This is a genomic window from Klebsiella sp. PK01, from assembly GCF_057624675.1.
On the sequence record NZ_JBYEZM010000006.1, the window covers coordinates 1 to 13313 of the forward strand.

Consider the following 13313-nt stretch of genomic DNA (forward strand, 5'->3'; position numbering starts at 1 on the left):
TGAAGGAACGTTAAAGACGATGACGTTGATAGGTCGGGTGTGTAAGCGTAGCGATACGTTGAGCTAACCGATACTAATGAACCGTGAGGCTTAACCTTACAACGCCGAAGGTGTTTTGGCGGATTTGAGATGATTTTCAGCGTGATACAGATTAATCAGTGCGTCGTAATGACGGGCTGATAAAACAGAATTTGCCTGGCGGCGATAGCGCGGTGGTCCCACCTGACCCCATGCCGAACTCAGAAGTGAAACGCCGTAGCGCCGATGGTAGTGTGGGGTCTCCCCATGTGAGAGTAGGGAACTGCCAGGCATCAAACAAGAAGAACCCCGTACCGGAAGGTGCGGGGTTTTTTGCTGTGTGGCGTATAGCTCCCCCGGTGGCGCTGCGCTTACCGGGGCTACCAACCCGTAGCCCGGAAAAGGTGCGCAGCACCGCCTCCGGGGAAAGCCGCTGCCATATCGACGTAAACGAAAGGCTCAGTCGGAAGACCGGGCCTTTTGTTTTGGTGTTTTATGGCCAGACGCGCCGCCGTCTCCCCCGGTGGCGCTGCGCTTACCGGGGCTACCGCTCCTTCCCCGGGCTACACCGCCTCCGGGGAAATCCCACCTCTTAAATCCTCCTTGAAACTTTCTCACCTTACGCTTGCAGACTCGACATTTTGCTTATTCCTGGTTATTGTCAGCTATCTGGATGTCTAAACGTTTATACGTATGTAATGAGGTGATACAGCTATGCCAATTCGGGTGCAGGACGAGCTACCGGCCGTCAATTTCTTGCGCGATGAAAACGTCTTCGTGATGACCACATCGCGTGCTACAACTCAGGAAATCCGCCCGCTGAAGGTGTTAATTCTCAATCTGATGCCAAAGAAGATCGAGACGGAGAATCAGTTTCTGCGGCTGCTGTCGAACTCGCCGCTGCAGGTTGATATCCAGCTGCTACGCATCGATGCGCGTGAATCACGTAATACGCCGACGGAGCACCTGAACAACTTTTACTGCAACTTCGACGATATTCGCGAACAGAATTTCGATGGTTTGATTGTTACCGGCGCGCCGTTAGGGCTGGTCGAGTTTAACGATGTTGCCTACTGGCCGCAGATTAAACAGGTACTGGAGTGGGCAAAGGATCACGTCACGTCAACGTTATTTGTCTGTTGGGCGGTACAGGCCGCGTTAAATATTCTGTATGGCATCCCCAAGCAAACTCGTACCGAAAAGATCTCTGGCGTTTATGAACACCATATTTTGCACCCGCATGCGCTGCTGACTCGCGGGTTTGATGACACCTTCCTTGCGCCTCATTCGCGCTATGCCGACTTCCCGGCCGGGCTGATTCGGGACTACACCGACCTCGACATTCTCGCCGAAACCGAAGATGGCGATGCCTATCTGTTCGCCAGCAAAGATAAGCGCATCGCTTTTGTGACGGGTCATCCTGAATACGATCCGCATACCCTGGCAAGTGAATACTTCCGCGATCTGGAGGCAGGTTTAGCGCCACAGCTTCCGGACAACTACTTCCCGAATAATGATCCAAATAATAAACCGCGGGCGACCTGGCGCAGCCATGGCAATCTCCTGTTTGCCAACTGGCTTAACTATTACGTCTACCAAATCACACCATACGATCTGCGTCATATGAATCCAACGCTGGATTAATCTACCAGCGCGTACGATCCTAAAGCGTTTCAGCATCTCGCCTCAGGCACCTTCGGGTGCCTTTTTTATTTCCGAAAATAACTTCCCCTTCTATTTTAACTTTAATTCTTTTGTTATCAGTATGTTGATGCAATATTAAATTAAAAATGGAAATTGTTTTTGATTTTGAAAAATTCTTGAGTAGTCTTAATTGTGCTGAGCGAAAAGCAAACAACGATCTTTCGCTCGCGCTACCAGGATCAACCAAGAGGAGCTGCACAATGACGCAACAGGCGACAATGACCGATGAACTGGCATTCAGCCAGCCTTATGGCGAGCAGGAGAAGCAAATTCTGACTGCGGAAGCGGTGGAGTTCCTGACGGAACTGGTGAGCCGTTTTACGCCTGAGCGTAATCAACTGTTGGCAGCGCGCGTCCAGCAACAGCAGGCCATTGATGGCGGCAAGCTTCCTGATTTTATTTCGGAAACAGCTTCCATTCGTAATGACGACTGGAAAATACGCGGTATTCCGGCCGATTTACAGGATCGCCGCGTTGAAATCACCGGTCCTGTTGAACGCAAGATGGTGATTAATGCCCTGAATGCTAACGTCAAAGTCTTTATGGCCGATTTCGAAGACTCGCTGGCGCCGGATTGGCACAAAGTGATTGATGGCCAAATCAACCTGCGCGATGCGGTCAACGGCACCATCAGCTACACCAACGAAGCAGGGAAAATTTATCAGCTACAGCCCGACCCGGCGGTACTGGTCTGCCGCGTTCGCGGCCTGCATCTGCCGGAAAAGCACGTCACCTGGCAGGGTGAGGCGATACCCGGCAGTCTGTTCGATTTTGCGCTCTATTTCTTCCACAACTACCAGGCGCTGCTAGCGAAAGGGAGCGGCCCCTATTTCTATCTGCCGAAGACCCAGGCCTGGCAGGAAGCGGCATGGTGGAGCAAAGTCTTCAGCTTTACCGAGGATCGCTTTGAACTGCCGCGCGGCACCATTAAGGCCACGCTGCTGATTGAAACGCTGCCGGCGGTGTTCCAGATGGATGAAATCCTGCATGCGCTGCGCGACCACATTGTTGGCCTGAACTGCGGGCGCTGGGACTATATCTTCAGCTATATCAAGACGCTGAAAAACCACCCAGACCGCGTCCTGCCGGATCGCCAGGTGGTGACGATGGATAAGCCCTTCCTCAGCGCCTATTCACGCCTGCTGATTAAGACCTGCCATAAACGCGGCGCCTTCGCGATGGGCGGTATGGCGGCCTTTATCCCGAGCAAAGACGCCGAGCGCAATCGTCAGGTGCTGAATAAAGTCACCGCCGATAAAGAGCTGGAGGCCAACAATGGCCACGATGGCACCTGGATTGCGCATCCGGGACTGGCGGATACGGCGATGGGCGTCTTTAACCGCGTACTGGGCGAACATCCTAACCAGCTGTTTGTTACCCGCAATGACGACGCGCCGATTACCGCCGAGCAGCTGCTGGCTCCCTGCGAGGGCGAGCGCACCGAAGCCGGCATGCGCGCTAATATCCGCGTGGCGGTGCAGTACATCGAGGCCTGGATCTCCGGCAACGGCTGCGTACCGATTTACGGCCTGATGGAAGATGCGGCGACGGCTGAGATTTCGCGTACCTCTATCTGGCAGTGGATCCATCACCAGAAAACCCTGAACGACGGCACACCGGTTACCAAGGCGCTGTTCCGCCAGTGGCTGGCTGAAGAGCTGATGGTGATTCAGGAAGAGTTGGGGGAACACCGCTTCAGCCACGGTCGCTTTGACGATGCGGCGCGACTGATGGAGCAAATCACCACTTCCGACGAACTGATCGACTTCTTGACGTTGCCAGGTTACCGCCTGCTGGCGTAATTCACCCCATCACAATATGGAGCATCTGCACATGAAAACCCGTACCCAACAAATCGAAGAATTAAACAAAGAGTGGACGAACCCGCGCTGGGAAGGCATTACCCGCCCATATAGCGCGGAAGAGGTGGTGAAGTTACGCGGCTCGGTGAACCCGGAATGCACGCTGGCGCAGCTTGGCGCGGCGAAAATGTGGCGTCTGCTGCATGGTGAAGCGAAAAAGGGTTATATCAACAGCCTTGGCGCGTTAACCGGCGGCCAGGCGCTGCAGCAGGCGAAGGCGGGCATTGAAGCCATCTACTTGTCTGGCTGGCAGGTCGCCGCCGACGCCAACCTGGCCTCCAGTATGTACCCGGATCAATCGTTATACCCGGCTAACTCGGTGCCGTCGGTAGTTGATCGGATCAACAATACCTTCCGTCGCGCCGATCAGATCCAGTGGGCGGCGGGGATTGAGCCGAACGATCCGCGTTTTATCGACTATTTCCTGCCGATCGTCGCCGATGCGGAAGCCGGTTTTGGCGGCGTGCTGAACGCCTTTGAGCTGATGAAATCGATGATTGCGGCCGGTGCAGCGGCCGTGCATTTCGAAGACCAGCTGGCGTCGGTGAAGAAGTGCGGACATATGGGCGGCAAGGTGCTGGTGCCGACGCAAGAGGCGATTCAGAAGCTGGTCGCCGCGCGTCTGGCGGCGGATGTGATGGGGGTACCGACGCTGCTTATCGCTCGTACCGACGCCGATGCTGCTGACCTGATTACCTCGGATTGCGATCCATACGATCGCGAGTTTATCTCCGGCGATCGCACCAGCGAAGGTTTCTATCGCACCCATGCCGGAATCGAACAGGCAATCAGCCGCGGCCTGGCCTACGCGCCTTATGCCGATCTGGTATGGTGTGAAACCTCTAAACCGGACATTGAACAGGCACGCCGTTTCGCCGAGGCGATCCACGCCCGCTTCCCGGGCAAGCTGCTGGCCTATAACTGCTCGCCATCCTTTAACTGGAAGAAAAATCTCGACGATAAAACCATCGCCAGCTTCCAGCAGCAGCTGTCGGATATGGGCTATAAATTCCAGTTCATTACCCTGGCGGGTATCCACAGCATGTGGTTCAACATGTTCGACCTGGCTCACGCCTACGCGCAGGGCGAAGGCATGCGTCACTACGTCGAAAAGGTTCAGCAGCCGGAGTTTGCCGCCGGGCCGGAAGGCTACACCTTCGTCTCGCATCAGCAGGAGGTGGGCACCGGGTACTTCGACAAAGTGACCACCATTATCCAGGGGGGGACCTCGTCGGTAACGGCGCTGACCGGCTCGACCGAAGAATCGCAGTTTTAAGCAATGCCCGGTGGCGCTGCGCTTACCGGGCCTACAAAGGTGTAGGCCGGATAAGCTAACGCGCCATCCGGCATGATGTTGTGCCGGATGGGGGAAAGCGATGACGCGTGGCCTGGAACTACTGATTGCCCAAACCATTTTACAGGGATTCGACGCCCAGTACGGGCGTTTTCTGGAAGTCACTTCCGGCGCACAGCAGCGCTTCGAACAAGCGGACTGGCACGCCGTGCAGCAGGCGATGAAGCAGCGTATCCACCTCTACGATCACCACGTGGGTCTGGTGGTAGAACAGCTGCGCTGTATTACCGAAGGGAAAAGTACCGACGTCGATTTTCTTCTGCGGGTGAAACAGCAGTACACCCAACTTTTGCCGGATTACCCTCGCTTTGAAATTGCGGAGAGCTTTTTCAACTCGGTCTACTGCAGACTGTTTGACCACCGCTCGCTGACCCCCGAGCGGCTCTTTATTTTTAGCTCCCAGCCGGAACGTCGTTTTCGCACGATTTCGCGACCGCTGGCGAAGGATTTTTATCCCGAACGCGGCTGGGAATACCTGATGCATAACCTGCTTGCCGATTTGCCGCTGCGCCTGCCGTGGCAAAACAAAGGGCGTGATATCGGTTATATCGTCAGTCATTTACGTGAAGCTCTCGGTGGAGAACTGTTATCGCAGTCGTATCTGCAGGTGGCGAATGAGCTGTTTTATCGTAATAAAGCCGCCTGGCTGGTGGGTAAACTGGTTACGCCGATGGCGACGCTGCCGTTCCTGCTGCCGATACATCGTAGCGATGACGGACAGCTATTTGTTGATACCTGCCTGACGACCCACGCCGAGGCGAGTATCGTCTTTGGTTTCGCCCGCTCCTATTTCATGGTCTACGCGCCGCTGCCCGCGGCGCTGGTTGAATGGCTGCGCGAGATTCTGCCGGGAAAAACTACCGCCGAGCTGTATATGGCGATTGGCTGTCAGAAGCATGCTAAAACGGAAAGTTATCGCGAGTACCTGCACTATGTTACCCGCAGCGATGAGCAGTTTATCGAAGCGCCGGGCATCCGTGGGATGGTGATGTTGGTCTTTACCCTGCCGGGATTCGACCGGGTATTTAAGGTGATTAAAGACCGCTTTGCGCCGCAAAAAGAGATGACCGCCGCCCACGTCCGTGCCTGCTATCAGCTGGTCAAAGAACACGACCGCGTCGGGCGGATGGCGGATACCCAGGAGTTTGAAAACTTCGTGCTCGATAAGCGGCAAATCGCGCCCGAGCTGATGGCGCTGTTGCAGGCGGAAGCGGGGAATAAGTTGACCGACCTCGGCGATCGCATTGCCATCAGCCATCTTTATATTGAACGAAGGATGGTGCCGCTTAATATCTGGCTGGAGCAGGTGGAAGGCCAGGCGCTACGCGACGCGGTAGAAGAGTACGGGAATGCCATTCGCCAACTGGCGGCCGCCAATATCTTCCCCGGCGACATGCTGTTTAAAAACTTCGGCGTCACGCGCCATGGGCGGGTGGTATTCTACGATTATGATGAAATTTGCTACATGACCGAGGTGAATTTCCGCGATATTCCGCCGCCGCGCTATCCGGAAGATGAGCTGGCCAGTGAACCCTGGTATAGCGTGTCCCCTGGCGATGTCTTCCCGGAAGAGTTCCGCCACTGGCTGTGCGCCGATCCGCGGATCGGACCGCTACTGGAGGAGATGCACGCCGATTTACTGCGTGCCGATTACTGGCGTGAACTGCAGACGCGCATTAAAAACGGGCATGTGGAAGATGTGTTCGCTTACCGGCGTAAGCAGCGTTTTAGCGTGCGCTATGGCGCCGACAGTAGGCCGGATAAGGCGTTTACGCCGCCATCCGGCAAGGTGCGCCGATCTGCCTGATGGCGCTACGCTTATCAGGCCTACTCAAAATGCCCCTTTGGGGCATTTTTATTATTTAACCCCGCCGTACGCCAGCGTGACTTCTTTTGCAGCCTTAATAACCAATGCGCCAAGCTCGGTCACCCGATCGTCGGTCATGCGTGAAATTGGCCCGGAGATGGAGATAGCGGCGAACGGCTCGCGGTGTTCGTCGTAAATACAGGAGGCGATACAGCGCAGCCCCAGCGCATGTTCTTCATCATCAAATGAATAGCCGCGTTTACGCGTCTGGGCCAAATCCTCTTTCAAATGTACCGGAGAAACCAGGGTGGCGTGAGTGTAAGCATGCAGCCCTTTCCGATGTAGCAGCGTGGTGACTTCTTCTTCACTCAACTGCGCCAGAAACGCTTTTCCGGCGCCTGACGCGTGCATCGGCAGTTTACCGCCAATCGGCGCCGACATGCGCATCAGCTGTGTACATTGCACCTGGTCGATGATAATCGCCTGATGATCGCTTTTATCCAGCACCGCCAGGTTGACCGTTTCGCCGGAATCTTCCATCAGCTGGCGCAGGATAGGATGGACAATGGCCAGCAGATTGCGGCTTTGCAGGAAGCTGCTGCCGACGACAAACGCATGCGCGCCGATCGCCCAGTGCCCCAGCTCGCCGACCTGGCGCACAAAACCGAGCTGCTGCATGGTGGTGAGCAGACGATGGGTCGTGGAGTTAGGTAGCCCCGCCTGCTGCGCCAGTTCGGTGAGCGCGACGCTGCTATGCGATTCAGAAATCCATTCAAGCAGTTTCAGACCGCGGGTAAGCGACTGGACTTGCCCGCCAGCCTGTGCGGCAGGGGCGGCAGCAGCGGGTTTTCTGCCGCGTTTGGCGGGAACCGGGGTAGCCATGATGAACTCCTTTTTTCTGTATCGTGGAAATGATTTTCGTTTTATTTGGCGATAATGCAATCACAACCAGACTGATCGGAGGAGTGAAGTTGAACTTGTCTCATGTTGCTGCAGGTTTCCTTTTCCAGCAGGGTGGTTTATGCCAGTATGGTTTGTTGGCTTTTTGGTCTGAGTTGAGCGCTGTCGGGAGTCTGTGTGAGTAACAAAGTAGAACAATTACATCAGCAGTTAAAAGAACGTATTCTGGTTCTGGACGGGGGCATGGGCACCATGATCCAGGGCTATCGTCTGAGTGAGCAGGATTTCCGCGGCGAGCGCTTTGCCGATTGGCCGTGCGACCTGAAAGGCAATAACGACCTGCTGGTCCTCAGCAAGCCTGAGGTTATTCGCGAGATCCACGACGCTTATTTCGCCGCCGGCGCGGACATTATCGAGACCAACACCTTCAACTCGACAACCATCGCGATGGCGGATTACCAGATGGAATCCCTGTCGGCGGAAATCAACTTTGCCGCCGCAAAACTGGCCCGCGCCAGCGCCGACGCGTGGACCGCGCGTACGCCGGAAAAACCGCGCTATGTGGCGGGGGTGCTTGGGCCGACCAACCGCACCGCTTCTATTTCTCCGGACGTCAACGATCCGGCCTTTCGGAATATCACGTTCGATCAGCTGGTGGCCGCCTATCGTGAATCCACCAAAGCGCTGGTGGAAGGCGGCTCGGACCTGATTCTGATTGAAACGGTCTTTGACACCCTGAACGCCAAAGCGGCGATTTTCGCGGTAAAAGAAGAATTTGAGGCGCTCGGCGTCGAGCTGCCGATTATGATTTCCGGCACTATCACCGATGCCTCCGGACGTACACTGTCCGGGCAGACGACCGAAGCGTTCTATAATTCGCTGCGCCACGCCGATGCCCTGACCTTCGGCTTAAACTGCGCGCTGGGGCCGGATGAGCTGCGCCAGTACGTGCAGGAGCTTTCGCGGATCGCCGAGTGTTACGTTACCGCGCACCCGAACGCCGGCCTGCCGAACGCCTTCGGTGAATATGATTTGGATGCCGATACCATGGCGGCGCAGATTCGCGAATGGGCGCAGGCTGGTTTCCTTAATATCGTCGGCGGCTGCTGCGGCACCACCCCGGAACATATCGCCGCCATGAGCCGGGCGGTAGAAGGCTTACCGCCGCGCCAGCTGCCGGAACTGCCGGTCGCCTGCCGTCTGTCTGGCCTGGAGCCGCTGAACATCGGCGATGATAGTTTGTTCGTCAACGTGGGTGAGCGGACCAACGTCACCGGCTCCGCTAAATTTAAGCGCTTAATCAAAGAAGAGAAATACAGCGAAGCGCTGGACGTGGCGCGTCAGCAGGTGGAAAGCGGCGCGCAGATTATCGATATCAACATGGATGAGGGGATGCTCGATGCCGAAGCGGCGATGGTGCGTTTCCTCAACCTGATAGCGGGTGAACCGGATATTGCCCGCGTGCCGATTATGATCGACTCCTCCAAGTGGGAAGTCATCGAAAAAGGGCTCAAGTGCATTCAGGGCAAGGGCATCGTTAACTCGATCTCGATGAAAGAGGGCGTCGAACCCTTTATTCATCACGCTAAGCTGGTTCGCCGCTACGGCGCGGCAATGGTGGTCATGGCCTTTGATGAAGTAGGCCAGGCCGATACCCGCGAGCGCAAAATCGAAATTTGCCGCCGCGCCTACAAAATCCTCACCGAAGAGGTCGGCTTCCCGCCGGAAGATATCATCTTCGACCCTAACATTTTTGCCGTCGCTACCGGTATTGAAGAGCACAACAACTACGCTCAGGACTTTATCGGCGCCTGTGAAGACATCAAACGCGAGCTGCCGCATGCGCTGATTTCCGGCGGCGTCTCCAACGTGTCGTTCTCGTTCCGCGGTAACGATCCGGTACGTGAAGCGATCCACGCCGTCTTCCTCTACTACGCTATCCGCAACGGTATGGATATGGGCATCGTCAATGCCGGCCAGCTGGCAATATACGACGATCTGCCTGGCGAGCTGCGCGATGCGGTCGAAGATGTAATTCTTAACCGCCGCGAAGACAGTACCGAAAGATTACTTGAGCTGGCGGAAAAATATCGCGGCAGCAAAGCGGACGATAGCACGAACGCTCAGCAGGCGGAATGGCGCAGCTGGGACGTGAAAAAGCGTCTTGAATACTCGCTGGTCAAAGGCATTACCGAATTTATCGAGCAGGATACTGAAGAGGCGCGCCAGCAGGCCGAACGCCCAATCGAGGTGATTGAAGGGCCGCTGATGGATGGCATGAACGTCGTCGGCGACCTGTTCGGTGAAGGCAAAATGTTCCTGCCGCAGGTAGTAAAATCCGCGCGGGTGATGAAACAGGCGGTGGCCTACCTCGAACCTTACATCGAAGCTAGCAAAGAACAGGGCTCCAGCAACGGTAAGATGGTGATCGCCACCGTGAAAGGCGATGTGCACGATATTGGTAAAAACATCGTCGGCGTAGTGCTGCAGTGCAACAACTACGAAATTATCGATCTCGGCGTGATGGTGCCGGCAGAGAAAATCCTGCGTACCGCGCGCGAAGAAAACGCCGATCTGATTGGCCTCTCCGGGCTTATCACGCCGTCGCTGGACGAAATGGTCAACGTGGCTAAAGAGATGGAGCGTCAGGGCTTCACTATCCCGCTGCTGATTGGCGGAGCGACGACCTCGAAAGCCCATACCGCGGTGAAAATCGAGCAGAACTACAGTGGCCCGACGGTTTACGTGCAGAACGCCTCGCGTACCGTAGGAGTGGTTTCAGCCCTGCTGTCGGCAACCCAGCGCGATGATTTTGTCGCCCGTACCCGTAAAGAGTATGAAACCGTGCGAATCCAGCACGGGCGTAAAAAACCGCGCACGCCGCCGGTGACTCTGCAGGCGGCGCGGGAAAACGATCTGGCGTTTGACTGGGAGAGCTACACTCCGCCGGTGGCCCATCGTCTGGGCGTGCAGGAGGTGGAAGCCAGCATCGAAACGCTGCGTAACTACATCGACTGGACGCCGTTCTTTATGACCTGGTCGCTGGCGGGCAAATATCCGCGTATCCTGGAAGATGAAGTGGTGGGTGAAGAGGCGCAGCGCCTGTTTAAAGACGCCAACGATTTGTTGGATAAACTCAGCGCCGAAAAAACGCTAAACCCGCGCGGCGTGGTCGGGCTGTTCCCGGCTAACCGCGTTGGCGACGATGTGGAAATCTATCGTGATGAAACCCGTACCCACGTGCTAACGGTCAGCCATCACCTGCGCCAGCAAACCGAGAAGGTCGGCTTCGCGAACTACTGCCTCGCCGATTTTGTCGCGCCGAAGCTGAGCGGTAAAGCGGACTACATCGGGGCTTTCGCGGTAACCGGCGGGCTGGAAGAAGACGCGCTGGCGGAAGCCTATGAAGCGCAGCACGACGACTATAACAAGATCATGGTTAAGGCCATCGCCGACCGTCTGGCGGAAGCCTTCGCCGAGTATCTGCATGAGAAAGTGCGTAAGGTTTACTGGGGCTATGCGGCCAATGAGAACCTCAGCAATGAAGAGCTGATCCGCGAAAATTACCAGGGGATCCGCCCGGCGCCCGGTTATCCGGCCTGCCCGGAACACACCGAGAAAGCGACCATCTGGGAACTGTTGGATGTGGAAGCGCATACCGGTATGAAGCTCACCGAGTCCTTCGCCATGTGGCCTGGCGCATCGGTTTCCGGCTGGTACTTCAGCCATCCTGATAGTAAGTACTTCGCCGTAGCGCAGATCCAGCGCGACCAGGTGGAAGATTACGCCCTGCGTAAAGGGATGACGGCGGCGGAAGTTGAGCGTTGGCTTGCACCTAACCTCGGCTATGATGCTGACTAACGAAATATGTTTCGTTACAACAAACAGGGCGCTCTTTGAGCGCCTTGTCTCTTTATTGAAGTTAACCCCTTATACTGAAGGGAGGTTTAAACCTCAGGAACACTTATAACGATAAGGAGAAGCTGATTCTGTGTTAACGCTGTTACACCTACTTTCCGCCGTAGCCCTACTGGTGTGGGGTACCCATATTGTGCGCACCGGCGTGATGCGAGTCTTTGGCGCGCGCCTGCGTACCGTGCTCAGCAGCAGCGTGGAGAAAAAACCGCTCGCCTTCTGCGCGGGGATTGGCGTCACCGCGCTGGTGCAGAGCAGCAATGCCACCACCATGCTGGTGACGTCGTTTGTAGCCCAGGATCTGGTCGCGCTGGCGCCAGCGCTGGTTATGGTGCTGGGTGCGGATGTGGGGACGGCGCTGATGGCGAGGGTACTGACCTTCGACCTCTCCTGGCTATCGCCGCTGCTGATATTTATCGGCGTTATTTTCTTCCTCGGCCGTAAACAGACCCGCGCGGGTCAGCTTGGGCGGGTCGGTATCGGCCTTGGGCTTATCCTGCTGGCGCTGGAGCTCATCGTCCAGGCGGTGCATCCGATTACCCAGGCCAACGGTGTACAGGTGATTTTCGCCTCGCTGACCGGCGATATCATGCTGGATGCGCTGATTGGCGCCGTGTTCGCCATTATCAGTTACTCCAGCCTGGCGGCCGTGCTGCTGACCGCAACGTTAACCGGCACCGGGGTGATCTCTTTCCCGGTGGCGCTATGCCTGGTCATCGGCGCTAACCTCGGCTCAGGCCTGCTGGCGATGCTCAACAACAGCGGCGCCAATGCGGCGGCGCGGCGCGTGGCGCTCGGCAGCCTGCTGTTCAAGCTGGTGGGGAGCTTGATAATTTTGCCATTTGTGCACGTACTGGCTGATGTCATGCACAAATTGCCGCTGGAAGAGTCGGAGCTGGTTATCTACTTCCACGTCTTCTACAACCTGATCCGCTGCGTGGCGATGGTGCCGTTCGCCGGGCCGATGGCGAACCTGTGTAAGCGCCTGATCCGCGATGAGCCGGAGCTGGATAACCATCTCAAGCCGAAGCATCTGGATCCCTCGGCGCTGGATACGCCGGCGCTGGCGTTGGCCAATGCCGCCCGTGAGACCTTGCGTATCGGCGACGCCATGGAGCAGATGCTGGAAAGCCTGCGCAAGGTGATGCACGGCGAGCCGCGCGAAGAGAAAGAGCTGCGGCGGATGGCGGACGATATCAACGTGCTGTATACGGCTATCAAGCTCTACCTGGCGCGGATGCCGAAGGACGAGCTGGCGGAAGAGGAGTCTCGCCGCTGGGCGGAAATTATCGAGATGTCGCTCAACCTGGAGCAGGCGTCTGACATCGTCGAGCGAATGGGCAGCGAGATCGCCGATAAATCACTGGCGGCGCGGCGCGCATTTTCCGTCGAGGGGCTAAAAGAGCTGGATGCGTTATACGAGCTGCTGCTCAGTAACCTGCAGCTGGCAATGTCGGTCTTCTTTTCCGGCGACGTGCCGAGCGCCCGTCGGTTGCGCCGCAGTAAGCACCGTTTTCGTATTCTTAACCGCCGTTACTCGCATGCGCATGTTGACCGCCTGCATCAGCAAAATGTGCAGAGTATCGAAACCAGTACGTTGCATCTGGCGCTGTTGGGCGATATGAAGCGTCTGAACTCGTTGTTCTGCGCTGTTGCCTATAGCGTGATGGAGCAGCCGGATGAAGACGACGAGCGGGATGATTATTAGCAGGATTTACGCTGGGTAGCCCGGATAAGGCGCAACGCGCCGCTA

General features: G+C 56.5%; 7 protein-coding genes and 2 rRNA genes. 8 read left to right on the forward strand and 1 reads right to left on the reverse strand.

Going from position 1 to position 13313, the window contains the following annotated elements; genetic code table 11:
• The 6 genes from AC22LX_RS18810 to aceK all read left to right on the forward strand — a co-directional run.
• Positions 1 to 98, forward strand: a 23S ribosomal RNA gene (locus AC22LX_RS18810); the annotation flags it as partial.
• Between the two features lie 96 nt (positions 99 to 194).
• A 5S ribosomal RNA gene (gene rrf, locus AC22LX_RS18815) occupies positions 195 to 310 on the forward strand.
• 422 nt (positions 311 to 732) lie between these two features.
• Positions 733 to 1662, forward strand: coding sequence for a homoserine O-acetyltransferase MetA (gene metA / locus AC22LX_RS18820; RefSeq protein ID WP_045396850.1), 930 nt, complete (start codon positions 733 to 735; stop codon positions 1660 to 1662).
• Between the two features lie 260 nt (positions 1663 to 1922).
• Positions 1923 to 3524: a malate synthase A gene (gene aceB, locus AC22LX_RS18825; protein WP_063447951.1), complete on the forward strand. Its 1602-nt coding sequence runs from the start codon at positions 1923 to 1925 to the stop codon at positions 3522 to 3524.
• Positions 3525 to 3555: 31 nt separating this feature from the next.
• Positions 3556 to 4860, forward strand: a complete 1305-nt coding sequence (gene aceA / locus AC22LX_RS18830; RefSeq protein ID WP_015368800.1) for an isocitrate lyase — start codon at positions 3556 to 3558, stop codon at positions 4858 to 4860.
• Positions 4861 to 4960: 100 nt separating this feature from the next.
• On the forward strand, positions 4961 to 6745 hold the full coding sequence (gene aceK / locus AC22LX_RS18835; RefSeq protein ID WP_487334138.1) for a bifunctional isocitrate dehydrogenase kinase/phosphatase: 1785 nt from the start codon (positions 4961 to 4963) through the stop codon (positions 6743 to 6745).
• A 51-nt stretch (positions 6746 to 6796) separates the two neighbouring features.
• Here aceK and iclR read toward each other — a convergent pair whose 3' ends face one another.
• Positions 6797 to 7627 carry a glyoxylate bypass operon transcriptional repressor IclR gene (iclR, locus tag AC22LX_RS18840; RefSeq protein WP_045396840.1) on the reverse strand — a complete coding sequence of 277 codons (831 nt, stop codon included), beginning with the start codon at positions 7625 to 7627 and terminating at the stop codon, positions 6797 to 6799.
• A 195-nt stretch (positions 7628 to 7822) separates the two neighbouring features.
• On the opposite strand from iclR, the gene metH reads away from it, so the two are divergent.
• Positions 7823 to 11506 (forward strand): methionine synthase, encoded by a 3684-nt coding sequence (gene metH / locus AC22LX_RS18845; protein ID WP_487334139.1) that lies wholly within the window; start codon positions 7823 to 7825, stop codon positions 11504 to 11506.
• 130 nt (positions 11507 to 11636) lie between these two features.
• A complete protein-coding gene (locus AC22LX_RS18850; RefSeq protein WP_015368796.1) occupies positions 11637 to 13268 on the forward strand; it encodes a Na/Pi cotransporter family protein in 1632 nt (543 codons plus the stop codon).
• Positions 13269 to 13313 lie beyond the last annotated feature (45 nt).